22 protein-coding genes and 1 pseudogene are annotated in these 23,874 nt (G+C 64.5%); 11 read left to right on the top strand and 12 right to left on the bottom strand.

Annotation, left to right across the window (positions count from 1 at the left end; translation table 11 throughout):
- Positions 1-30: 30 nt before the first annotated feature.
- From AC3WLX_RS03865 to lptF, 7 genes are all read right to left on the bottom strand, one after another.
- Positions 31-1,089, bottom strand: coding sequence for an alcohol dehydrogenase (locus AC3WLX_RS03865; protein ID WP_492334751.1), 1,059 nt, complete (start codon positions 1,087-1,089; stop codon positions 31-33).
- Positions 1,090-1,114: 25 nt separating this feature from the next.
- A complete protein-coding gene (gene rsmA / locus AC3WLX_RS03860; protein ID WP_492334750.1) occupies positions 1,115-1,969 on the bottom strand; it encodes a 16S rRNA (adenine(1518)-N(6)/adenine(1519)-N(6))-dimethyltransferase RsmA in 855 nt (284 codons plus the stop codon).
- Complete coding sequence (pdxA, locus tag AC3WLX_RS03855) at positions 1,969-2,994, bottom strand: 4-hydroxythreonine-4-phosphate dehydrogenase PdxA (RefSeq protein WP_492334749.1); 1,026 nt, start codon at positions 2,992-2,994, stop codon at positions 1,969-1,971. Before pdxA ends, rsmA begins: the two co-directional genes overlap by 1 nt.
- The gene (locus AC3WLX_RS03850; protein WP_291627841.1) at positions 2,994-3,929 is read right to left on the bottom strand and encodes a peptidylprolyl isomerase; all 936 of its coding nucleotides are present in this window, start codon (positions 3,927-3,929) and stop codon (positions 2,994-2,996) included. The genes pdxA and AC3WLX_RS03850 overlap by 1 nt, the downstream gene beginning before the upstream one ends.
- A 74-nt stretch (positions 3,930-4,003) precedes the next feature.
- On the bottom strand, positions 4,004-6,448 hold the full coding sequence (locus tag AC3WLX_RS03845; RefSeq protein ID WP_492335910.1) for an LPS-assembly protein LptD: 2,445 nt from the start codon (positions 6,446-6,448) through the stop codon (positions 4,004-4,006).
- Between the two features lie 44 nt (positions 6,449-6,492).
- A complete protein-coding gene (lptG, locus tag AC3WLX_RS03840; protein WP_291627843.1) occupies positions 6,493-7,590 on the bottom strand; it encodes an LPS export ABC transporter permease LptG in 1,098 nt (365 codons plus the stop codon).
- Positions 7,587-8,756 (bottom strand): LPS export ABC transporter permease LptF, encoded by a 1,170-nt coding sequence (lptF, locus tag AC3WLX_RS03835; RefSeq protein ID WP_492334748.1) that lies wholly within the window; start codon positions 8,754-8,756, stop codon positions 7,587-7,589. Before lptF ends, lptG begins: the two co-directional genes overlap by 4 nt.
- A gap of 336 nt (positions 8,757-9,092) precedes the next feature.
- Between lptF and AC3WLX_RS03830 the strand changes: the two genes are divergently transcribed.
- From AC3WLX_RS03830 to AC3WLX_RS03820, 3 genes are all read left to right on the top strand, one after another.
- On the top strand, positions 9,093-10,592 hold the full coding sequence (locus AC3WLX_RS03830) for a leucyl aminopeptidase (RefSeq protein WP_492334747.1): 1,500 nt from the start codon (positions 9,093-9,095) through the stop codon (positions 10,590-10,592).
- 4 nt (positions 10,593-10,596) lie between these two features.
- The gene (locus tag AC3WLX_RS03825) at positions 10,597-11,049 is read left to right on the top strand and encodes a DNA polymerase III subunit chi (protein WP_492334746.1); all 453 of its coding nucleotides are present in this window, start codon (positions 10,597-10,599) and stop codon (positions 11,047-11,049) included.
- A 157-nt stretch (positions 11,050-11,206) separates the two neighbouring features.
- Positions 11,207-11,686, top strand: coding sequence for a hypothetical protein (locus tag AC3WLX_RS03820; RefSeq protein WP_492335909.1), 480 nt, complete (start codon positions 11,207-11,209; stop codon positions 11,684-11,686).
- 19 nt (positions 11,687-11,705) lie between these two features.
- Here the strand turns inward: AC3WLX_RS03820 and AC3WLX_RS03815 are convergent, their stop codons facing one another.
- Positions 11,706-12,173: a hypothetical protein gene (locus AC3WLX_RS03815; RefSeq protein ID WP_492334745.1), complete on the bottom strand. Its 468-nt coding sequence runs from the start codon at positions 12,171-12,173 to the stop codon at positions 11,706-11,708.
- 25 nt (positions 12,174-12,198) lie between these two features.
- On the bottom strand, positions 12,199-12,567 hold the full coding sequence (locus AC3WLX_RS03810; RefSeq protein ID WP_492334744.1) for an antibiotic biosynthesis monooxygenase family protein: 369 nt from the start codon (positions 12,565-12,567) through the stop codon (positions 12,199-12,201).
- A gap of 97 nt (positions 12,568-12,664) precedes the next feature.
- On the opposite strand from AC3WLX_RS03810, the gene AC3WLX_RS03805 reads away from it, so the two are divergent.
- On the top strand, positions 12,665-13,135 hold the full coding sequence (locus AC3WLX_RS03805; RefSeq protein ID WP_492334743.1) for a MarR family winged helix-turn-helix transcriptional regulator: 471 nt from the start codon (positions 12,665-12,667) through the stop codon (positions 13,133-13,135).
- Positions 13,136-13,467: 332 nt separating this feature from the next.
- Here the strand turns inward: AC3WLX_RS03805 and AC3WLX_RS03800 are convergent, their stop codons facing one another.
- Both AC3WLX_RS03800 and AC3WLX_RS03795 read right to left on the bottom strand, forming a co-directional pair.
- Positions 13,468-14,436: a Bug family tripartite tricarboxylate transporter substrate binding protein gene (locus tag AC3WLX_RS03800; protein WP_492334742.1), complete on the bottom strand. Its 969-nt coding sequence runs from the start codon at positions 14,434-14,436 to the stop codon at positions 13,468-13,470.
- 100 nt (positions 14,437-14,536) lie between these two features.
- Complete coding sequence (locus AC3WLX_RS03795) at positions 14,537-15,607, bottom strand: helix-turn-helix transcriptional regulator (RefSeq protein WP_492334741.1); 1,071 nt, start codon at positions 15,605-15,607, stop codon at positions 14,537-14,539.
- Positions 15,608-15,722: 115 nt separating this feature from the next.
- Here AC3WLX_RS03795 and AC3WLX_RS03790 point away from each other — a divergent pair.
- Positions 15,723-16,136 (top strand): annotated as a pseudogene (locus AC3WLX_RS03790) (hypothetical protein).
- 33 nt (positions 16,137-16,169) lie between these two features.
- Here the strand turns inward: AC3WLX_RS03790 and AC3WLX_RS03785 are convergent.
- Positions 16,170-17,153, bottom strand: coding sequence for a helix-turn-helix transcriptional regulator (locus tag AC3WLX_RS03785; RefSeq protein ID WP_492334740.1), 984 nt, complete (start codon positions 17,151-17,153; stop codon positions 16,170-16,172).
- A 587-nt stretch (positions 17,154-17,740) separates the two neighbouring features.
- On the opposite strand from AC3WLX_RS03785, the gene AC3WLX_RS03780 reads away from it, so the two are divergent.
- The 6 genes from AC3WLX_RS03780 to AC3WLX_RS03755 all read left to right on the top strand — a co-directional run bounded on the left by AC3WLX_RS03780 (position 17,741) and on the right by AC3WLX_RS03755 (position 23,721).
- On the top strand, positions 17,741-17,971 hold the full coding sequence (locus AC3WLX_RS03780) for a hypothetical protein (protein ID WP_492334739.1): 231 nt from the start codon (positions 17,741-17,743) through the stop codon (positions 17,969-17,971).
- 131 nt (positions 17,972-18,102) lie between these two features.
- Positions 18,103-20,079, top strand: coding sequence for an alkyl/aryl-sulfatase (locus AC3WLX_RS03775; RefSeq protein ID WP_492335908.1), 1,977 nt, complete (start codon positions 18,103-18,105; stop codon positions 20,077-20,079).
- Between the two features lie 19 nt (positions 20,080-20,098).
- Positions 20,099-21,511 carry a DUF1254 domain-containing protein gene (locus tag AC3WLX_RS03770; protein ID WP_492334738.1) on the top strand — a complete coding sequence of 471 codons (1,413 nt, stop codon included), beginning with the start codon at positions 20,099-20,101 and terminating at the stop codon, positions 21,509-21,511.
- Complete coding sequence (locus tag AC3WLX_RS03765) at positions 21,508-21,753, top strand: DUF3302 domain-containing protein (RefSeq protein WP_492334737.1); 246 nt, start codon at positions 21,508-21,510, stop codon at positions 21,751-21,753. The genes AC3WLX_RS03770 and AC3WLX_RS03765 overlap by 4 nt, the downstream gene beginning before the upstream one ends.
- Entirely contained in the window at positions 21,750-22,691 is a 942-nt protein-coding gene (locus tag AC3WLX_RS03760) for an HlyD family secretion protein (RefSeq protein WP_492334736.1), read from the top strand. The genes AC3WLX_RS03765 and AC3WLX_RS03760 overlap by 4 nt, the downstream gene beginning before the upstream one ends.
- A 13-nt stretch (positions 22,692-22,704) precedes the next feature.
- Positions 22,705-23,721, top strand: a complete 1,017-nt coding sequence (locus AC3WLX_RS03755; protein ID WP_492334735.1) for a SphA family protein — start codon at positions 22,705-22,707, stop codon at positions 23,719-23,721.
- Positions 23,722-23,874 lie beyond the last annotated feature (153 nt).

The following is a 23,874-nucleotide window of genomic DNA, read 5'->3' as shown; positions in this document are numbered from 1 at the left end:
GGCTTGCGCCGGGCCTGCCGCTGGCGTCGGTCAGTTCTTCAGCACGATGCGGCCGACGACCTTGCCGGCGCGCAATTCGTCGATCCATTTCTGGACATCGCCCATCGGCTCCTCGCGCATCGGCGTCGGCTTGATCTTGCCGGCGCGGGCGAGCGCCATCAGCTCGTGGGCTTCGTCGAGCGTGCCGACCATGAAGCCTTCGATGGTCATGCGCTTGTAGACCCATTGCACCATCGGCAGCGTGAACTGGCCGCCCATCAGGCCGGACACCACGATCTTGCCGCCGCGCGCGGCGACCGCGACCGCAAAGGCCATCGACTTCTCGTTGCCGGCGAAATCGACGATCTCGTCGAAGCCGCCCTCGGTCTCTTTCAGGATGCGCTTGATCACGTCGGGCTCGGCCGGATCGTAGGCGACGGCGGCACCGTTCTTGAGCGCGGTCTCGCGCGCGGCCGCCGAGAGGTCGGCCACCGTGATCGGCTGCTTGAACATCGCCTGCGCGAACGACAGGCCCATCATGCCGACGCCGCCGAGGCCGATCAGCAGCAGGTTGCGCTGGCGCGGACGGTCGACCAGGCGCTTGAGCGCGCCATAGGCAGTCACGCCCGAGCACATCAGGGTCGCGGCCTGGTTGACGGGCAGCGGGTCGTAGTCGAGCAGATATTTCGCGTCCGGCACCAGCACGTGGGTGGCGAAGCCGCCGTCGATGGAGACGCCGAGGAAGCGCTGCTTCACGCAGAGATTCTCGTCGCCATTGGCGCAGTCGCGGCACTGGCCGCAGCCGATCCACGGGAAGACCGCCTTCTTGCTGCCGACGAGGCCGGCCGGAACGTCGGCGCCGGCTTCCTCGACGACGCCGGCGATCTCGTGGCCGAGCGTGAAGGGCAGCGTCATGCCGCGCGTGGTGTCGAGCTTCTTGCCGCCGCCGAGATCGGCATAGCCGTCCTGGATGTGCAAGTCGGAATGGCAGAGGCCGCAACGCTCGATGCGCACCAGCACCTCGCGGCCTTGCGGCTTGGGCGTGTCCACGATGGTCTCGCAAAGCGGCGCATCGAACTTGACCAGGGACTGCCGACGCATCAACGCCATATTCCTTCCTCCGAAATTCTGATTGTCACGTTTCGCTGCGTATATCGGCCAATTCACGTGCCATGGCAACAAAGCCGGCGATGGGGATGGTTTCGGCGCGTCGCGTCGCGTCGACGCCCGCGGCGCTCGCAAGCCGCGCGGGATCGACGCCGAGCGACTTCAGGCTTTGCCGCAGCATCTTGCGGCGCTGGCCGAAGGCCGCGGCTGCGACCTGCTCGAGCAGCTTGCGATCGCACGGCAGCGGCTCCGCCCGCGGCACGAGACGCACGACCGAGGAGGTGACCTTTGGCGGCGGCACGAAGGCAGAGGGCGCGATGTCGAACAGGATCTTGGTCTCACAGCGCCAATTGGCGAGCACGCCGAGCCGGCCATAGGCCTCCTCGTCCTCCCGCGCCACGATGCGCTCGCCGACCTCGCGCTGGAACATCAAGACCATCATCTCGTACCAGGGCGGCCAGGGCTCGATGGTGAGCCAGTTGACCAGGAGCTGGGTCGCAATGTTGTAGGGCAGGTTGGCGACGATCTTTGCGCGCTCGCCCGAGAGCAGCGGGCGCGGGTCGAAGCTCATGGCATCGCCGTGCACGATCTCGAGCCTGCCGGGGTAGCGTGCGGAAATATCCTGCAAGGCCGGGATCGCGCGCTCGTCGTGCTCGATGGCGATGACGCGGCGGGCGCCGAGCGCGAGCAGCGCCCGCGTCAGCCCGCCCGGGCCGGGGCCGATCTCGACGATGGTGGCCTCGTCCAGCGGTGCCGCGGCCCGCGCGATGCGCGCGGTGAGGTTGAGGTCGAGCAGAAAGTTCTGGCCGAGCGATTTCCTGGCCGACAGCGCGTGGCGGCGGATGACCTCGCGCAGCGGCGGGAGGTCGTCGATCGCGCTCATCAGCTTCGGGACGCGGCCATGCGGCTCGCGAGCTTGAGCGCGGCGATCAGGCTCGCCGGATTGGCCTTGCCCGTCCCGGCGATGTCGAAGGCGGTGCCGTGATCGGGCGAGGTGCGGATGTAGGGCAGGCCGAGCGTGACGTTGACGGCATCGTCGAAGGCGACCGTCTTGATCGGGATCAGCGCCTGGTCGTGATACATGCAGACGGCGCAGTCGTAGGTCTTTCGCGCGGCGGCGTGGAACATGGTGTCGGCGGGCAGCGGCCCCCTGGCTTCGATGCCGTCGCCGCGCAGCACCTTCAGCGCCGGAGCGATGATGGTCTGCTCCTCGTGACCGAGCGAGCCGTCCTCGCCGGCATGCGGATTGAGGCCTGAGACCGCGATGCGCGGCCTGGCGATGCCGAAGCGGGATGTCAGCTCGGTGGCGACGATGCGGACGGTCGAGACGATCAGCTCGCTGCTGAGCTCTGCCAGCGCATCGCGCAGCGAGACGTGGATTGTCACGGGCACCACGGCGAGCTGCGGCGACCACAGCATCATCACCGGCTGCGGCACGCGGCCGTTCTCCGCGGCGAGCTCGGCGAGGAACTCGGTGTGGCCGGGATGGCGGAAGCCGGCGCGGTAGAGCACGCTCTTGGCGATCGGGTTGGTGACGACGGCGCCAGCGCGTCCTTCGCGGACATCCGTCACCGCCTGCCGGATCGAGGCGAGCGCGGCCGGCGCGCTGGATGCGTCGGGCTTGCCGGGGTCGGCGCTCGCGCGCTCGCCGGTCGCGACCACGGGCAGGGCATCAGCGAAGGCCGCAGCAGCCTCGCCGGGGCTCACAGCGGCGATCCTGACGTCGGCGCCGAGCGCCTTGGCGCGGCGCGCGATCAGCGCCTCGTCGCCGCGCAGGTAGAAGGCGGGCAGGTTCAGCTCGCCCCGCTTGAGCCAGGCTGCGATCGTGATGTCGGGCCCGATGCCGGCGGGCTCTCCCAGGGTCAGGGCAAGAGGCTTTGCCAGGCGCTCTGAAGAAGGCTCGGCCATCAGCGGTTGCGATATTCGATCATCGCCGCCTTGCGGAGCTCATCGAGATAGGCCTTCTGGGTCTTCTCGTACTTCTCCTGATACATCTTCTCGCGCACCTCGCGCTTCTTCGGCGTGTCGATCATGGTCGGCTTGCGCGAGCACAACACCACCATCTCGATCCCGTTCTTGGTGACCTCGGGCGCGGTCAGGCGGCCGATCGGCGTGTCGTCGAGCAATTTGCGCAGCGCCTCGGGCAGTTCCGCGGTGGTCTTGGTGACGGTGTCGCGGATGGTGGCGTTCGGCGTCGAGCGGAACAGCGAGTTGGCTTCCTCGCAGCTTGCCACGCGCGCGCGATAGGACTCGGCTTCCTTCTTGCGTGTCTCGAGGAATGCCGCCGAGGAGCCGCGCGGCACGATCAGCACGATCGGCTGCATCTTGTATTCGGTGCCCTCGATCTGGAGCTTGTCGCCGGTCTGGGCCTGCACGGCCTGGGCGACGTCGCGCTCGCCGACCTGGAGGCGCTCCTTGTAGCGGCCGCGGACGAGGCTGGTCCAGACCATCTCGGCCTTCATGCGGCCCTTCAGCGTCTCCGGGCGGACGCCCTTGGATTCGAGCGACTTGGTCAGCTGCTCCGGGGTGATGCGCATGCGTTGCGCCATGCCCTCATAGGACTGGTTGACGTCGGAGACGCCGGGATCGACCCCGAATTTCTTGCCTTCCTTGAGCTTCACCTTGTCGTCGATCAGCTCGTTGATGACCTCTTGCCGGCTCGGGGTCTTCTGCGTCGTCAGCTGGTCGAGCTTGGAGCGCTGCTCGATATCGAAATCGGTGATCGGGTCGCCATTGACCATGACGACGACGTTCTGCGCGCGCGAGGGCGAGGGCAGGGCGGTCAGCATCACCGCGGCACAGAGGGCGACAAGGAGGCGGAAGGCGGGCAATGGCATCGTCATGATTTTCGCTCGCAGGTCAGCCGCGTCGAGCCTGTGTCGGGGGGCACGCGCGGCCGTTACTTCAAACCAGTCTTTTACTGGAGCCCGGTGGGACCGCTGGTCGTCGACGTCGTCGCCAGCGTGCGGAGGCCGATCTGGAACATGACCGCGTGGCTCAGTACGGGCGGCGCGGTGCCCGCCGAATAGCTATACGAAGTTACATAGTTCGCCGCCAGCACGAAGCAATCGTCGACATAGCCGGCCCCGAGCACATATTGGTTGATCTTGTTGGCCTCGAGGTCCCAGCGCGCCGAGCCTGACACCACCCAGTTGTTCGCGACCTTCAGCGAGCCCGTGGTCAGGATGCCCTCGCGGCGGGTCAGATAGCCGAGTTCCGGCTGCGCCGCGTAATTGCCGTACAACACGCTGACCGACCAGCGATTGAAGTTGGCGCGGCCTTCGGCCTCGAAGCGCTGCACGTTCCAGGTCTGCTCGTCCATGCGGGAGCGGACGCTGAACGTGTAGGTGCTGTTGGGCGAGTAGCTGGCGCTCGTGACGTAATCGGACCGCGGCTTGTCGAGGCCGGAATTGATGCCGGTGTTGATGCTGTCCTGGACCGCGAAGGAGTTCAGGCCGAAGAGATGATAGGACTGGCCGAACAGCACCTTGACGGCGCCGCCCCTGTCGAACTGCGTGGTCGACTGCACGCCGACATTGGCGCGGCCGCCGCCCTCGACGCGGTCGTAGCCGGAGAACTTGTCGACGCTGAACAGGTTCGAGGCGTCGAACACCATGCTCTGGGCGTCTTCGTTCGGCAGTTTGCCGGCATAGGTCTCGTTCGGCCGGATGATGATCTGCGCGATCGGCTCGAGCGTGGTCGAGCCCCAGGGCTGAATGTTGATGAAGGGATAGCGGTATTCTAGGCCCACGGTCGGCATCAGGCGGAAGGCCTGGGTATCGCCGACCGGCAGGTAGTTCGACACGCCGGGCTGGTTGGAGACCGAGGAGTTGATCGCATCGGCGCGGAGGCTCGCGAACGGCGTCCAGATCTGGCCGAGCGGATCGGTGAAGGATTTGCGCCATTGCGCTTCCGCGGTGAGGCGGGTGTAGGTGCCGGGGAAGCCGCGCAGCAGGCACTGCGACGGCATCCGGGCCAGCGGATCGGCCGACGCCGTGGTGCAGAGGCTGTTGGTGTTGGCGAGCGTCGTGATCGGATCGAACACCGCCTCATCGCGCGACAGGTTCACGAAATTGGTCTTGTAGCTGAACTCGCCGCCGAAGACGGGATAGTTGAGCACGTTGGAGTAGTCGATCACCGGATAGACGATCGGCACCTGGCTCTGGTTGCCCGAATAGCTCAGCCAGTACATCGTGCGCGCATCGAAGAAGCTGCGGTTGCCGACGCCGGTCAGATAGAGCTGCGAGAGCGCTTCCGTCGGCAGCAGCAGGAACGAGCTGAGCGGATCGCGGTACTGGTAGAGCCGGTAGTCCGAGAAGAAATAGTAGTCGGACATCAGGACGCCGTCCCAGCCCCACACCCATTTGTCGTTCAGCGCAAACTGACCCTTGGTGTCGACGGCGCCGCGGAACTCGCGGTCGCCGGGCTGGCCGGAGAACGCCCCGGGATCGAGCTGGTTGATGCCGTAGGCGCGGATCTGGTAGGCGCCGTCGATCAGACGCTGGCGGAATTCGCCCTGCAGCAGCACGCCTTGCCGCGACAGGAAGCGCGGGGTGAAGGTTGCGTCCATGTCGGGCGCGATCGCCCAATAATAGGGAACCTCGACGCCATAGCCCGTGTTGTCCGTGCCGGAGATGTAACCGGGCATCAGGAAGCCGGACTTGCGCTTCACGGTCGGGTCGGGCGTCGAGAAATAGGGCATGTAGGCGAGCGGCACGCCGAAGAATTCGAGCTGCGCCGTCTCGAAATACAGCATCTTCTCCTGCTGGTCGTGGATGATGCGCGCACCCTTGACCTGCCACAGCGGGGGCTTCTTCGGATCGTCCTTACACGGTGCGCAGGCCGTGTAGACGCCGTTCTCGAACACCGTGTAATTGCCGCTGGAGCGGTCGGCGCGGCTCGCGGCCATGCGGGTCTGGTCGGCCGTGTCCACGCGCAGCGAATCGACGAAACCGTCGCGGTAGTCGTCGGAGAGATCCAGGATCTCGGCATAGGTGATCTTGCCGTCGGCATCCGTCATGCGGATGTTGCCCTCGGCATGGAGCCGCTTGCTCTTCTGGTCGTAGATGACCCTGTCGGCCTCGACGCTTGTGCCGTTGTAGAACAGCTGGACGTTGCCGACCGCCGAGACGCGCGAATTGTTGTAGTCGTAATTCACCTCGGTCGCCTGGACCAGCATCTGGTTGTCGTTGGGGACCCTGGGCGGCTTCGGACGCGGCGGCAGCGGATTGTAGGTGAAGCCCTGGGCTTGGGCCGGCGCCACGGCGGCAGCGTCGATCAGGCCGCCGAGCGAGGCAGCCGCGACGGCGGCGATCAGGAGCTTGCGGACGGACAAGCCGCACCCGTTCGCGCGCACCACCATGCGCCGCGTCAAACGAGACACGAGCCCTCGGCGGACGGCAGTCACTATCCGTCCTCCTGATAGAGCAAGGCCAAAAAGCCGGTGAGGCCGCCCACCACGACGGGCAACCACGCCGCAGCGATCGGATGCATCAACTCAGCCTTGCTCAAGTCTTCAGTCACTTTCGACAGAACGTAGAGCAGAAAGCCTGCGCCCACGCCACTCAAAACCATCTTCTGCACGCCGCCCATCCGGAAGAAGCGCAGCGATACGGAAGCCGCTAACATCACCATCGCCGCCAGCAAAAACGGCTGCGCCAGAAGCTTCTGATACTGGAGTCGGTATCCGGCTGTCGCGAAGCCCGAGCTCTCGGAGGAGCGGATGTAGCTCGGTAGTTGCCAAAAGGACACAGTCTCGGGAGTGGAAAAGCTGTTGCGGACCTGCGCCTCTGTCAGCGTGGTCGGGATCTCCAGGCTGGGCTGGTCGATTGGCGGCGCGTCGAGCGAGAAGCGGCGGACACCCCTGAACACCCAGCGGCCGGACTCCAGCGTCGCCTCGCGCGCCTCGACCCGCTCCTTGAAGTGCTGGCCCGGATCGAACCGGAACAGCGTGAGCCCGGTCAGTCGGATGCCCTGCTGCTCGCTGCGCGCGGCATTGATGATGGTCTGGCCGTCGCTGGTCACCTGATTGAGCCAGAAGCCGGAGGCGTCCTGGATGCCGCCGCCGGGCGCCGATCCGAACAGCTCGGCTTCCATGCGCTTGGACAGTTCGCGCAAATTGGCCGACATCGGATTGTAGGCGACGGTGGCGATCACCCCGATCAAGAGCGCGCTGCCGAGCGCCGGCGCGATGAACTGCCAGGCCGAGATGCCTGCGGCACGCGCCACCACCAGCTCGAGCCGGCGGGAGAGGGCGAGATAGCAGGTCATGGCGCCGATCAGCATGCAGAAAGGCGTCAACTTCTCCAGCAACTGCGGCACCCGGAACAGCGAGGTCTCGGCGACCATGAGAGCGGACGCGGAGGCGAGCCCCGAGGTCTTGCGCACCATCTCGATGTAGTCGACCAGCACCAGCAGCAGGAAAATGCCGCCGAACACGCCGAGCGCCGCGACCACGAAGCGGCCGGCGAAATAGCGTCCGAGTGTGTTGGTGAGCATGCTCATGCGACCGCCGGACGTCCGAACAGCCGCGCGATCCGTGCGTTCGATCTGTTGATCGCCTCCATCAGGCCGGCGGGCGGTTCGACCACCACGCCGCCGACGATCATGGCGAGGCCGATGCCGATCGCGCCCGTGACCAGCGCGTACTGGACCAGCACGGCGGCGGGCGATTTCACCGCCATCACCGAACAGGCGAAGCCGGCCATGCGCAGGCCGAACACCGCGACGATCGAGGAGCCGATCGAGAAGTTCCGGCTCTGGCGCGTGGTGCGCGGTGCGCCGAGGAACGCGAAGGTCAGCACCGCGAAGGCGAAGGGATAGATCGGCGCCAGGATGCTGTCGTGCAGCGCCGCGCGGAACTGGCCGGGGATCTGCTTGTAGACGGGATCGTCATCGGAGGGCGAGAACAGCTCCCACAGATAGCGCTCGCGGATGCCGAGAGTGACGTCGCGGCCCTGGCCCGAGAATTTCGACATGTCGAAGCCGTAGCGGCCGAAGGCCACCAGCGCCGGATCGCGCTTGCCGGCTTCGAAGCGCTGCAGATTGCCGGTCTCCAGCACCAGGAACGAGCCGGTCTCGTTCTTCACGATCTCGCCATGCTCGGCCACGATCGAGACGCGCTCGTTCGGGTCGCGGCGGTCGTCGATGAAGATGCCGGCGAGAATGCCGCCGGGCTGGCGTTCGCGGATCCGGATCGTCAGGTTCTTGTCGAGCTGGGCGAAGCGACCGGGCTGCAAGATGTTTGTGAGCACGTCGGCGGTGATCTCGGCATCCCACTGCTTGATCCGGCGCATGCCGTCGGGGGCGAGATAGGCGGCGATGAAGGCGACCAGCAGCGCCACCACGCAGGTGGCGTAGAAGAACGGATAGAACAGCCGGAACGGCGAGAAGCCGGCGGCATTCATCACGATGATCTCGGAATCGGTCGCGAGCTTGTTCAGCGTGTGCGAGATCGCGATCATCAGCGCGATCGGCGAGATGATCAGGACCAGCGCCGGGATCACGAGGCTTGTGATGCCGAGGAAGGTGAGGATGGTCTGACCCTGGCTCGTCATCAGGTCGATGCCGCGCAACGCCTGCGTAATCCAGATCACGCCGGTGAGGCTGACCAGGACCAGCGCAAACGACGCCAGCGTCGTGCGGAAAATATACCTATCGATCGACCCCATGCGCTACCGCACGATTCCCACCAAGCCCCAATTCCGACCGGAATTCCGGCTGCCCAACCAATCCCCGGTCAGGGGATCCCCAAGGTCGGCCAACGGCTCTTCCGCCAGTTCATTCTCTCACTACCATCCCTTTGATCCGTCAACAAAATGGCTGCCCCGTGGCACCCTCAATATATGGTTAATATTTCGCTGTTGTGGCCGGGCGGCCACGGGAGCGCTTGGCATCTGCCCGGCGGGTGGCCCATAGTGGCAAAAGTCCAGTGAATCGCCGTTCAGCTCCGGCCCATGGCCGAGACCGCCTGATCGCGATAAGCCTATGATTTGGAGGAGTTATCCATGTCCGATGCCATCAAGGTCGGCTTCGTCCCGTTGTCATCAGCCGCCCGTGGCATTTTGGTCGTATTTTGCGACGACAGCCTGAAGCTCGGCCCGGCGACGGCCAAGGCCCTGGGCGGTACTGTCGAGATCGTGAAGCGCGCGGCGACCGCGGCCGCCTTCAAGGGCAAGAGCGGGGCTGCGCTGGACATCCTGGCGCCGGAGGGCTCGAAGGCGACCCGGCTGATCGTGGTCGGCGCCGGCAAGGCGACCGGCCTGAAGACGAACGAACTCCTTAAGTTCGGCGGGGTGGCGGCCAGCAAGCTGCCCTCCGGCACCAGCGCCATGACCATCATGGCGGAGCTGCCCGCTGGCGCCATGACGAGCGAGCAGGCGGTCGCCATCGCCACGGGCCTGCGGCTGCGCAGCTACAAGTTCGACCGCTACAAGACCAGGAAGAAGGACGGCGAGGAGGGCGGCTTGCGCGCCGATGTGTCGCTCGCGGTCGGCGATGCCGGAGCTGCAAAGAAGGCGTTCGCCTCGGCCGGCCATGTCGTCGACGGCGTGATCATTGCGCGCGACCTCGTGAACGAGCCGCCGAACGTGCTTTTCCCCGAGGAATTTGCGCGCAGGGCCAGCCAGCTCCGCAAGCTCGGGGTCAAGGTCGAGGTGCTCGACGTCAAGGCGATGCAAAAGCTCGGCATGGGCGCGCTGCTCGGCGTCGGCCAGGGCTCCGCACGGCCGAGCCGCACCGTGATCATGCGCTGGGACGGCGGCAAGAAGGGCGAGGCTCCGGTCGCCTTCGTCGGCAAGGGCGTCTGCTTCGACACCGGCGGCATTTCGATCAAGCCGGCCGGCAGCATGGAGGACATGAAGGGCGACATGGGGGGCGCGGCCTGCGTCGTCGGCCTGATGCACGCGCTGGCGGCGCGCAAAGCCAAAGCCAACGTGGTCGGCGCCATCGGCCTCGTCGAGAACATGCCCGACGGCAATGCGCAGCGGCCGGGGGACATCGTCACCTCGATGTCGGGCCAGACCATCGAGATCATCAACACCGATGCGGAAGGCCGCCTCGTGCTGGCCGACGTGCTCTGGTACGTGGCGAAGAAGGTGAAGCCGAAATTCATGGTGGATCTGGCGACGCTGACCGGGGCGATCATGGTCGCACTCGGCACCGAGCATGCCGGCATGTTTTCCAACAATGACGAATTGGCCGACCGGCTGCTCGCGGCCGGCATCGAGAGCGGGGAGAAGGTCTGGCGGATGCCGCTCGGCCCCGAATACGACAAGCTGATCGATTCCCAGTTCGCCGACATGAAGAACACCGGCGGCCGCCATGGCGGCTCGATCACCGCCGCGCAGTTCCTCCAGCGCTTCGTCGATAATATACCCTGGGCGCATCTCGACATTGCCGGCACCGCGATGGGGGCGCCGAAGACCGACATCAACCAGAGCTGGGGCAGCGGCTACGGCGTCCGCCTGCTCGATCGCCTGGTCGCCGACCACTACGAACGCAAATGACCCGATGACTGAAGTGCTATTCTACCATCTGCAAAACATGACGGTGGAGAACGTGTTGCCGCCGCTTCTCGAGAAATCGCTCGAGCGCGGCTGGCGCGTCGTGGTGCAGTCGACCTCGGAGGAACGCACAGATGCGCTCGACGCGCATCTGTGGACTTATCGCGACGATTCGTTTCTGCCGCACGCGACGTGGCGGGTGGGCGACGTCGCCGACCAGCCGATCGTGCTGGCGCTCGAGGGTGGCAATCCCAACGGCGCCAATGTCCGCTTCCTGATCGACAATGCTGCGCTGCCGGAGGACGGCGAGGCTTATGAGCGCATGGTGCTGCTGTTCAACGGCGACGATCCCGACGCGCTTGCGCTCGCCCGCACGGCCTGGACGGATTGCAAGGCGAGGGGATTTGATGTCACCTATTGGCAGGCCGACGACCGGGGCCGGTGGCAGAAGCGCAACTAGCCGCAATTAATGATAATTTGGACTTTTCGGGCGAGACTGGCTTCGGTCACCTTCGTGCCGCAAAGGGATGTTGGGACAAACGCTTAGGGCTGGTCCTTCACGCGGGGAATGAGTTATCGTGCGACATCAAAAGCTTCCCGGCTCGCTCATCGTTGCGTTGGCTGCCGTGGCACCGCTGGTCGCGGGCTGTTCGGGCGCGAGCGACCTGCTGTCGAAGGACGCCGAATGGTTTCAGAGACCCGGCCGTCTCTTCATCAAGAACATCTCGATCGAATCGCCGCCGCTGACCCCCGACAAGCCGGTCGCGGCTGAGGACCTCGTCAGCGCCGACGGCGCCTGTCCCGGCATGGCGCCGCCGCCCGGACCGGCCGATGCCAATGCCTCGACGACGGCACCGATGGGCGGCACGGTCGCGCTCGGCCACACCGAGTGCGACGTGGTGCGCGGCATCGGCGCGCCCTCCAATGTCAGCCTGTCCAACGATGCCGCCGGCCGCCGCGTCGCCGTGGTGACCTGGACCACCGGTCCGCGCGCCGGCATCTACACGTTCACGGCTGGCCGCCTCTCCGCGATCGAGGGCAATCCGGATCCACAGCCGGTGCCGAGGGCGGCGAAGGGGAAGAAGAAGTCGGCGTAGGCGGGTTCGCCGCCGATCCTCAGAGCATCGGATTGAACCGTTCGGGTTGGCGAGCCCGGAAACGCCCCTTCATCCGAAAGCCGTCACGCATGTTGAGGCCAAGGAGAGCGATGTTCATGGCGCCCGCCAACAGTTCGAGAATCTGCACCGCGTAGAACGTGGTGTCGAACTCCGCGGCCTTCGCCTTGGAGGCGAGAAACAAGGCGGCCGGAATGAGAACCAGGATGCCGTTGCCGGCGATGAACGGCATGCGCCTGATCTTCGCACCGATCACGCCGGCACGCCGCCCTTCCGCCAGGAAGAACCCGGAAGCCCCTGTGACTGCCAGCGCCGGGACCAGCAACAGGAAGCCCCAGGGTATCGCTGTCTTGACCAGGGCGACGCTCGCATGTGACGCAAACAGCTCCGTGAGAGCCGTGGACAGCCAGAAGATTGCAATGGTCGTCAGTGCGACCGCGCCCGCTATGGGATGGATGCTCTTGATCATCGCGTTCTGCCGTTTTCGAGGTGCGCTACGCGACGCAGATGCCTGTTACCGCGACCTTCTCGAACAGGTGCGGCGAGGCGACGGCGGACCTCGGGTAGGCTGAGATCTTCGAGTTGAACTCAGGGTGCGTGAATGCAGCCCGGAAATGGGCCGTCGTTTCCCAGACGGGGTAGTTCAGATAGGTCCGGCTGTCGCCGATCGCGCGGTGAGGCTGGGTGGCAATGAAGCCCGGCTGCCGTTTCATGAAGGCGGCATCGTCTTGCCAGACCTGAAGGAAGCTTGGCTCGTCGGCCTTGTCGAGTGTGAACACGTTCACCAGCACCACGGGGCTGGTTCCGAGGCCGAACTCAGTTTCGAGGGGAAAGCCGGGGTCCAGAGCGCGCAGTTGCACCATGGCCAATCTCCGTTCAATTTGGTAACATCATGTCAATATGGTGCTAGATGCAATAATTATTTGACATCATGATGTCAATATCGGTTCGTGGTGACGTATGCCGAAATCCCAGCGAACGCCGGCCGGCGATGCTCTGACCAACCTCGTGCTGGACTTATTCCGGCTGAACAGCCTGCTCCTGACAGCGGGGGATCGCCTGGTGGCCCGGCTTGGGCTCACCAGCGCGCGCTGGCAGATACTCGGCGCGATCGTGCAGGCGGAGCGTCCGCAGCCGGTGGCCTGGCTCGCGCGCGATCTCGGCGCCAACCGCCAAAACGTGCAGCGGATCGTCAATGACCTCAGCGAGCAGGGCCTCGTCGACTTCGAGACCAATCCCCATCACCGGCGAGCGCAGCTCGTCGTGCTCACCGACAAGGGGAGGCGTGCTTTCGATGCTGCCATGGCCTTGCAGGCGCCGTGGGTCAACGGCCTTTCGGAGGGGCTTGCGGTCAAGGATCTGCAGACCGTGCATCGCATCGTCGCGGCCCTGCGGGTGAAGCTCGAGAGCGAAGCTGAGGGGCAGACGTAGCGCTCGGCGAGCCGCGGGATCGCGCGTTCGCACCGGATGCGATGGGGCCGCGAGAGGGGCTCCTCTGTCGATCTTTCAACGATGCCGCCGATCGGCGGCAGGGTGATCGCATATGGGTCTTGAACGACCTGAGCGCGCGCCTCGCCCTTCGAGACGACCGCTTCGCGGTCCCTCAGAGTGAGGCTAAGCGGCACCGGTGCCCGTTGAAACCAGCGAAGCGCATGCGGTCCTCATCTTGAGGGCCCGCCAACGGCGAGCGTCTCGAAGGATGGCCTCAGGCGAGATCACTCCCATATGCGATTGCCCTGCGATCGGCCGGGAGACGGCCGCCTTCACTGGATCGGCGCGATGCCCACCCTCTTGATCAGCTCGGCCCATTTCGGGGTTTCCGTGCGGATCTGCTCGGCGAACTCCCCGGGCGTGCGAGTGACCGTTTCCATGCCGAGGGCGGCGAACTTCTGTCGTGCGGCGGGCGCTGTCACCGCCTTCCGAGCCTCCTCGTGCAACTGTGCGATGACAGCTGGCGGCGTTCCGGCCGGCGCCATCAGGCCGAACCAGGCGGTCGCTTCGAAGCCGCGAAACCCGAGCTCATCCAGCGTCGGGATATCAGGCGCCGCCGGTGAGCGCCGCAACGATGTGATCGCGAGCGCGCGCAGGTTGCCGTCGCGGATCTGCGGAAGCACCGAGGCGATGCTGCCGAAGAACATGGTGACGCGGCCGGCAGTGAGGTCGCTCAACAGCGTCGCGCTGTCCCGGTAGGGCACGTGCTGCATCTTGATGCCGGTCATGGTCTGGAACAGCTCGCCCGCCAAATGGGTCGAGGTGCCCACACCGGCCGAGGCAAAGGTGAGGGGAGTGGGACTACGCCGCGCCAGTTCCACGAGTTCGGGCACGTTGGCAGCCGGCACGTCCTTGCTCACAACCAGGATGTTCGGCGCAACCGTGACCTGTGCGACCGGGACAAGATCATGCGCGGGATCGTAGGGCAGCTTGGCGTAGAGCGAGGGGTTGATGACGATCGCAGCATTCCCCGCCATCAGCAGCGTGGCGCCATCGGGCGCCGCCTTGGCGACGTGGCCCGCCGCGATGTTGCCGCCGGCACCGAGCATGTTCTCCACCACGACCGGCTTGCCCCACGCCGCCGTAAACTGGTCGGCCAGAATGCGGGCTGCGACATCAGGGGCGCTTCCCGGGCCGAAGCCGAGCACGATGCGGATGGTGGATTGCGGGTAGCTCGGCTCGGCATGCGCTGGAGCCGCCAACCCAAAAAGCGCGATCAAGGCAAGCGCCGGCCGTATCATGTTAAGTCTCCTCGTGAGGGCGCCGGATTGTCCAGACCGGACGACCGTCCGTCGTCACCCCGAAGGGTGATTGCCGCCATCTTTTCGGATGAGCAAATCGCTATAGCGACGGATCGAGCGTCTGCGATATCTGCGCAATCTCCCGCACCAACTCGGCATGACTGCGGACGCCGATCTTGGCGTAAATCCGCTTGGCGTGGGATTTGACGGTGTTGCGGCTGATCCCAAGCATTGCCGCGGCCGCGTCCATGCCGCTGGTTTGGGCCAGCACATTTGCGGCCCGCGTTTCGGCCGCGGTCAGCCCGTGGCGGGCGGCCAGCAACGCCGTCCCGGCGTCTCGGCTTCCCGAGATATCGACGAGGAGCGCAATGGCGGCGGGCGATGCCGTCCTGTGATGGGAGGGGTGGCCGAACGCTCGTCCTTTCACCGGCGTGATGGTGATGCCGGTCTCGCCGCCGTTCGGACGCAGCAGCCGGCGGGTTGCTGCCGCGCCGCCGCGCAGGGCGTCCGTCAGCAGCGCAAGGATGTCGTTCGTCATTCCCGGTGGGCCCGACAAGCCGTTGCCCTCTTGCAGCCGCAGCGACAGTTCTTCGGTCTGGCTGCGTGCGGCGGTATTGGCAAACAAGACGCGCTGACTAGCGTCGAAAATGATGATCCCGGTGGACAACGCATCGAGCGCGTCGCGCTCGGCCTGCACCGCCGCCTGGTAGTCGTGCATGCGCAGCCGGAGCTCGCAGGCTCGCCGTAGATGCGGCAGCAGCGATCTCAGGACGGCGGCGTCGCGTTCGCTGAACGGACCGCTGGCTTCGCTGCGCTCGACGTTGAGGGAGACGCGGAATTCCGGGCGGCTGACCACGTTGACGATCAAGCCGTGCGCCAGGTTCTGCGGCCTGAGCACATCGTCATAGAAGGCGGTGCGCTTGAGCTTGGGCAGCTCGATCAGACCGTCGCTATGGACCATCTGGCCCGCCGGAAACCGGCTCGAACGCATCCACGGATTGGTGACATGATAGAGTTCGTGGCGGCGCTTGCAGTCGGGATCGATCCGGCCGAGATTGTGGAACGTGTAAAGCTTGCGATCGACGCTGTAACCGTGGATCAGCGCGGCCGCGCTATGCGTGATGTCCGCGATGCCTTCGAGGGCCGAGCTCCACAGCGAGGCATCGAGCACAGCGTCGTAGATGAGCCCGACAAGCGCCTCTCGCCTCTCCTCCAAGTTGGCCGGCATCCGCGATCCCTCGGCAGCTGCACGAGTTTGCCCCTGTCCGAGTCGATCCGCAAGCGCTCTGGTTTTGGCCGGGGCCTTCCGAGCTGTAGCAGTCCGGAGGGATCTGGTGTCGAAGGACGCTCAATGGTTTTCAGAGACCCGGCCGTCTCTTTATCAAGAACATCTCGTTCGAATCGCCGCCGGTGACCCCTGACAAACAGGTCGCGGCTGAGGACCTCGTCAGCGCCGACGGCGCCTGCGGCACGGTCGCGCTGGGCCACACCGAATGCGACGTGGTGCGCGGCATCGGCGCGCCCTCCGATGTCAGCCTGTCCAACGATGCCGCCGCGGCCGCGTCGCCGTCGTGACCTGGACCACCGGTCCGCGCGCTGGCATCTACACGTTCGTGGCGGGACGCTTGTCTTCGATCGAGGGCAATCCCGAGCCGCAGCCGGTGCCGAGGGCGGCTAAGGGGAAGAAGAAGCAGGCATAATGCAATGCGGGTTGCTGATGTCGACGCCTGCTGTCAGCTCCGGATTGAATGTCTGTTCAACGTCTCGGATGGATTTTCACCGAAGAGGGCGCGGTAATAGGCCGAGAATCGGCTGAAATCGGCAAAGCCCTGCCTGAAGGCAACCTCCGCCACGGTGACGTCGGTTGCAGCTCCGTGTTGCAGAAGCAGCCGCGCCTCGCACAACCGCTTTTGCCGAAGGTACCTCATCGGCGGGATGCCAAGGATCTCGTCGAAGGCTCGATGCAGCGCGCGTCGGGACACGCGCAAATGCGAGAGAAGCTCCGAGATGTGCACGGGAGCATTGCCTGCACCGTCGAGGTATTCCTGAGTTCTCCTCACCAGCCGTTGCGGTGAAGAAACGAAGGGGTCCGATTGTTCTGAGTTCGCAATCGCGTAGCAGGCGCTTTCGATGATGGCCCGCTTCCAGTACTCCGCCTCGGGCGGCCCCAGCCTGCGCGCGTGTCGATCGAAGCCGGCCATGATGCGTCTGAGGACCCCGGCCGAAGCGTCGCCCGTCTCAGGGCTGGTGTGGAACGCGCTCTTTCTCAGCCATGCTGTCGGCTCGCTGAACCGGCTGTCGGGTCCGAAGAAACGGGCCATATCCCCGGTCGAGGCCGAGATGGCACCAAAGGACACGCCAGCGGCGTACCTGCTCTGGTGCTCTACGCCGGGAGACCAGATCCGAATGCTGCCAGTGCCACGCTGGCGAGCTCTTTGCCTGCCGGTCTCCGTGAGGAAACCTATCGTCACGCGGTCATCGCTGTAGACGCCGCGCGAAATAACCCCGTGCGAGAACGTGCCGAAACCAAGCGAAAGTCCGGCGACGCTCGCATGCTTCAGACGACCTTGCATGCGGCCGGGCTGGATCTGGATGATCTCGGAACTGCTCGTCGGCGTGGCGGCCTGAAGTTGCTCGAATCCGTTGATCGCGATCTCAGTGCAGTTGATGGTGCTGCGATCGCCGTTCCGGCCGATTATCCCGACGACGCCCGGCATGTCCCGTTCTCCGGCTCCGCGTCATATGTTTCGCCTCCATTGCGACGGAAAAGCGGCGTGGGCCATTTAAATCAAATCTCGCGCACATCATCCGATTGAAAGACCGTCCATTTTTCGGCCGAAAGCGACAAGGCGTCGCATCGGCACAAACTGCGCATCACATCAGCGATCAGGGGAGATACCATAGATTTGCAACCAATGCGGGACGGCTCTCAAAGAGTGTCGCATTCGAGGGAGGACGGACGGGGACACGAGAGGCCGACATGGGCGCTCGCGCGGTTCGCGGGCCGATAAGAAAATTGGAGGGCCTGACAATGCGGTCATGTCGATTGGACTTCGGTTATGTACGATCTGCCGTCGGTTCCCGGATCTTGCCGACGATTTTGTTCACGGTCGCCGTTTGCTGCGCCGTCCCGGGAACAACTCACGCAGCGCCCTTGGCGCCTCATCAATCAGCCTTCCGATTCCAAGACGATCTCACGCAGGTGCGTGCAACCGTGCATCGCGGACGCGCTGTGGTCGGACCGCGAGGCGGTGCCGCTGTCCGGCGTGGCACCGCCGTGGTCGGACCGCGAGGCAACGTTGCGGTGCGTCGAACGACCGTGGTTCGGCCTGGCTATCGCGGCGGCGGCGTACGTTGGGCACGGCCCGGCTGGTATCGCTGGCCCGCGGGCGGCGCGATCGCCGCAGGTGCAGCCATTGGCTTCGTGACAGCGGCGACCGCAGCGGCGTGGGCCGGTGCCGCGCCGGCGCCCGGGATGTGCTGGTACTACACCGATCCATCCCGAACGCAGGGCTTCTGGGATTATTGCCAGTAAACCCGCAGCAGACGGGACGCCGCCCAATCCCGGCGCGATCTATTCGGAGCGAAGCCATGATCTCTCGCGAAGCGCGACAATCTCCCACCACCCAGGATACCGTCTCTGGTGGACCTGACAGGCGCCAACTTGTGTTGGCCGGCTCTGCCCTGGCATTGCTGGGGTTGTCGCCTGGAGTCATTCCCGCCGCTGCAGCGCAATCTTCAAGCGGGACGCAACCCAAGCCTGCGACGGCTCTAACGAAAGCCGCGAACGATGCGCTGCGGCAGTACCTCAATTTCGATGACAAGGAAGACTTCGACAACGCGACGCGCGGCCTCATTGCCAGGCCCGAAACGCTGACGATCCGCGACGAGAAGGGCGGCATCGTCTGGGATCTGGAGAGCTACAAGAAATTCATCGACCTGAACAAGCCGGCGCCCGAAACGGTCAATCCAAGCCTCTGGCGCAACGCCCAGCTCAACATGCAGTACGGTCTCTACCGCGTGCACGACCGCATCGCGCAGGTGCGGGCCTACAACCTCGCCAACGTCACCTTCGTGCAGGGCGATACGGGCTGGATCGTGCTGGATGCCGGCAGCGACACCGAGAGCACGAAAGAAGCCTATGAACTCGTCAGTCGGCATCTCGGCCGCCGGCCTGTCGTCGCGGTGGTCTACAGCCACTCGCACGGCGATCATTACGGCGGCGTGCGCGGTCTTGTCGACGAGGCGGACGTGCGGGCCGGAAAGGTCCAGATCCTTGCGCCGCTCAATTTCACCGAACATGCGATCAGCGAATTCGTGATTGCCGGTAACGCGATGGGACGCCGCGGCATCTACATGTACGGACCGCTGTTGCCACGTAACCCCCAGGGCGGCGTGAATGCCGGACTTGGTCAGACGGTCAGCCACGGCACGACCGGGCTGATCCTCCCCACGCGCGAAATCAAGCAGACCGGGGAGGAAGTCGTCATCGATGGCGTGCGCATGATCTTCCAGATGACTCCCGGCACTGAAGCGCCCGCCGAAATGAACACCTACCTTCCCCAGTTTCGCGCGATGTGGATGGCCGAGAACACGACCAACACCATGCACAACATCCTCACCCTGCGCGGCGCCCAGGTGCGCAACGCCTTGAATTGGGCGAAGTACATCAACGAGACGATCGACCTTTACGGCGAAGTCACGGACGTCAAGTTTCAGGCCCATCATTGGCCGATGTGGGGGAACGCAAAGATCGTCGACTACTGGAAGAAGCAGCGAGATCTCTACAAGTTCATCCACGATCGCTCGGTGCACCTGATGAACAGGGGCTACACGGGCGTCGAGATCGCCGAGATGATCAAGCTGCCGTCGGAGCTCGACAAGGCCTGGTACAATCGCGGTTACTACGGCTCGTTGAAGCACAATTCGCGCGCCGTCTACCAATTCTACATGGGCTTCTACGACGCAAATCCGACGACCCTCGACCAGTTACCTCCGGAACAGGCGGCCAGGAAGTACGTCGACTACATGGGCGGCGCGGCGTCGGTGCTGCAGAAGTCGAAGGCGGACTTCGACAAGGGCGAATACCGCTGGGTCGCAGAAGCGCTCAAGCATGTCGTCTTTGCTGATCCCAATAATAAGGAAGCCAAGGAATTGCTTGCCGACGCTTATGAACAGATGGGCTATCAGGCTGAAAGCGGCACATGGCGCTCGGTCTATCTCCAGGGCGCATCCGAGCTTCGGCACGGCGTGCCCAACGCCGGCAGCATCGAGACGGCCGGGCCCGACACGGTCAGGGCCATGCCGCCCGAGATGACATTCGATTACCTCGCAGTGCAGCTCGATGCGGAGAAGGCTTCCGGCAAGAAGCTTTCTCTCACCGTGGCCTTTGACGATCTCGGACAAGCCTACGCTCTGTTCGTGGAAAACAGCGTCCTGAACTATTCCAAGAAGCCCGCGGCCACCGACGCCAAGATCACGCTCTCCAAAGCGACCTTCGACCGCATGCAGTCCGGTGAGTTGAAAGCAGAACAAGCCATCGCCTCCGGAGACGTGAAGGTGGAGGGGCGCAAGGAGGCGGTGACGGAGTTCGTCGGACTGTTCCAGAAGCCGTCCTTCTGGTTCAACATCGTGACGCCTTGACCGGAGGGGAGAATCTCCGATGAGCAAACGACTGTTCATTGCGCTAGTGATCGCGTTCTGGACAGGCTGGGCGCAGGCGCAGGTTGTAAGTCGGGACGATCTGCTGGCCCGAAGCATGCGCGCGCGTGCGATCGAGGCCGTGATCTGGGGCATGCCCGCCGTCAACTTCGACCTGATGCTGCAAGCGGCGGTGAAGGCCGGAGCCAGGGAAAACCAGATCGTATTCTGGTCGCGAATTCCGGATTGGAAGAATCAGACTCTCACGCCCAATCCCAGCACGATCTACTTGATGCCTTTCGTCAACACCAAGGGCGCAGGTCCGATGGTGCTCGAAATCCCGGCGGCAAGCGGAGGCGAGATCACCGGAACGATCATGGATGCCTGGCAAGCCGCGCTCGATGACGTGGGACCGGCGGGAGCGGACAAGGGCAAGGGCGGAAAGTACCTCATCCTCCCGCCGGGCTACGCCGAGAAGATCCCTGACGGCTACATCCCTCTCGCGTCCGACACGGACATGGGTTACGCGCTGCTGCGCTCGAACGTCGGTAGCGGCAGCGAGGCCGACGTCGCGAAGGCTGTCGCCTACGCGAAGCAAATCAAGCTCTATCCACTGTCCCAGGCGGCCGCTCCGTCCTCGACGGCCTTCATAGACGTAGTCGACGTCATCTACGACAGCACGATCCCTTACGACATCCGCTTTTTCCAGACGCTCGACCGCTTCATCCAGCGGGAGACGTGGCTTGAACGCGACAAGGCCATGATCGATCAGATCAAGTCGATCGGCATCGAGAAGGGCAAACCATTCAATCCCGGTCCTGAAGCCCGGAAGATGCTTGAGGAGGCGGCCGGGGACGCTCGCGGATGGCTCGATATCCGGTACGAAGGTCTTTTCAAGCCGCCCTTCTATGACGGCGGACAATGGGCGCTGCCGGTTGCCCACGACGTCACCGAGGGGCTGACTAATCTCTTCGCCAAGCCGAACGTCTACCCGGTCGACGACCGCGGCGCTTTCTACTCGTTCGCATTCTCCAGCGTGAAGCACCTTGGCACGGGCCAATTCTATCTCGTCACGATCCGGGACAAGGAGGGCAAGCCGCTCGACGGGGGAAGCACCTACCGGCTAACGGTACCGGCCAATGCGCCGGTCTCGCTCTACTGGTCCGGCACGGTCTACGATCGCGAGACGCACGGACTCATCAGGGATACGAAGTGGTCGAGTCGGGGCTCGAACACGCCAGGGCTGCAGACCAACCCCGACGGCTCCGCCGACATCTTCTTCGGCCCGAACGCTCCCGACGGCAAGGAGTCCAACTGGGTTCCGACCAAAGCCGGTGGAGGATGGGAAATCATCTTCCGCTTCTATGGTCCGCAGAAAGCTCTTTTCGAGAAGAGCTGGCGCCTGCCGGACATCGAGAGGGTCGCGGCGCAATGAGCGGCCTCGATCTCTTCGCCTGGATAGTTCTGGCCATCGTACTGACCGTGATCGTCCTCGTCATCTGGCTGGTGGGCTCGATGCCGGGCCACGTGGCGCGGCGGCGTGGACACCCCTGGGCCGAGGCGGTGGGTATCGCCGGCTGGATCACGTTGATCTTCGGCTTCGTGCTGTGGCCGGTCGCGATGATCTGGGCCTACGTCGACGTGCCGGCGAAGCGGACAATGGAGACCCGGCCATGATGATCGCCCTTATGGCGCTCTATCTGGCGCTGCTGTTCACGCTGGTCTGGGTCGGCGCGATCCGCTTCAACGCGTTCTGGAAGGCCTCGCCTCTGATCGTGCTGCTTCTTCTGAACATCGGGCTGTTCATCCCGATGGGTTGGGGCGCGCCGCAGGGCGCGGCGCTGGTCTACCGCAATGCCGTTTCGATCGTTCCGGACGTCGCCGGCGAGGTCGTCGACGTGCCTGTCCGGCCGAATGCGCCTTTGAAGCAGGGCGACATCCTCTTTCGGATCGACCCCACGCCCTATGACGCCCAGGTGAAGGCGATCGAAGCTCAACTCAAGCTTTCGAGCACGCGCCTGACCCAGATGACGTCGCTGTACGAACGGGATGCCGGCCGCGGCTTCGATGTCGAGCAGCGGCAGTCGGAGGTCGACCAGTTGAAGGCCCAATTGCAGAACGCGCGATGGAATCTGGATAAGACCGTCGTGCGGGCACCCGCTGCCGGCTACGCGACCAACGTTGCACTTCGGAAGGGCGCGCGCGTCGGAAACCTGTCGGCTTCGCCGGCGATGGCGTTCATCGACACCTCGGAGACCGACGTCGCAATCGAGATCGATCAAATCAATGCCCGATATGTCGTCCCCGGTCAGGAGGTCGAAATCGCCTTCAAGTTTGCTCCCGGAAGGATTCTCACCGGCAAGGTCGAGAGCATCCTGCAGGCGGTCGCGACCGGGCAGACCCAGGTCTCGGGGCAGGCCGTCATGCCCAAAGCGATCGAGACCGTGCCTTTCGTCGTGCGAGTGACGCTCGATGACGGCGAGGCCGCGAAAGCTTTGCCGGCCGGCGCGACTGGAACGGCTGCCATCTTCACGGATCGCGTTGTCGTCAGTCATGTCATCCGCAAAGTGCTGCTGCGGCAGATCGCGATCCTCAACTACGTCGTTCCGTTCTGAAGGGGAGGGCGCCATGAGAACCAAGGCATCACTCGCGGCTGTTGCGACACTCGGATGGATGCTGACTTCGCTTCCTTCCCAAGCCTGGGCCGACGCCGGCGGTGTCGGGTTCTGGCTGCCCGGCATTTTCGGCAGTCTTGCCGCCGCGCCGACCGTGCCCGGCTGGGCCTATGCTTCGATCTATCTGCACCTGCAGGCTGATGCGGGAGCCACCAAGAATTTCGTCACCAGCGGCGGAGCCAGCGGCTCGGTTGTCACAGGCCTGAACGCGCATGGCGATGCGCTCGCACTGGGCATCACTTACACGTCGCCTCTCCCTGTGTTGGGGGGCCAGGCTGCGGTTTCAATCCTCACGGCGCCGGGCAATGTCGGTCTCGGCATCGACGCCACGCTGACTGGCCCTGCCGGAAATGCCATTTCAGGGGTCAGAACCGACAATCGGACCACGATTTCCGATGTATTCTATCAAGGCACGCTCAAGTGGAATCAGGGTGTCCACAATGAGATGGTCTACATCACCGGCAATATCCCCAGCGGGACCTATGATCCAAATCGTCTCGCCAACCTGAACCTTGGCTTCGTCGCTTGGGATGCAGGTGCCGGCTACACCTACTTCGACCCGAAGACCGGGCATGAATTCTCGGTCGTCGGCGGGCTGACCTACAGCCTGCCCAATCCGTACCTCCAGTATCAGAACGGCATCGACTTCCATGTGGACTGGGCGGCGTCGCAGTTCCTGAGCAAGAATTTCCAGATCGGCGTGGCCGGTTACTTCTACCAGCAGATCACCGACGATTCTGGTCCGGGCGCGAAGCTCGGAGGTTTCAGGGGACGCGCGATCGGCATCGGCCCTCAGATAGGGTTCATCATCCCCATGTCCGACGGGTACCAGGGCTACCTCAATCTGAGGGGCTACAAGGATCTGGAAGTCGAAAACCGCGCCAGCACGTGGAGCACCTGGGTGACGTTCGCGGTGTCGACGGCGCCGCCCGAACATGCATCATCGAAGCCGGCGGTGCGGAAGCGGTGATTGCCATCCTGCTTGCAACGCCGATGGGTTCCGCTCTGGCGTCACGGCCGCGCCTCTCGGCGGCGAGGGGCTGATTTTGTAGGCCGCGCGCTCCGGAATGCGCTTTGGCGGCGCCAACAATAATCTGGAGCAAACCATACGGTTCGCTGCCTT

The organism is Bradyrhizobium sp. FW305-F6, assembly GCF_058782905.1.
This window is presented reverse-complemented; position numbering and strand designations above follow the sequence as displayed.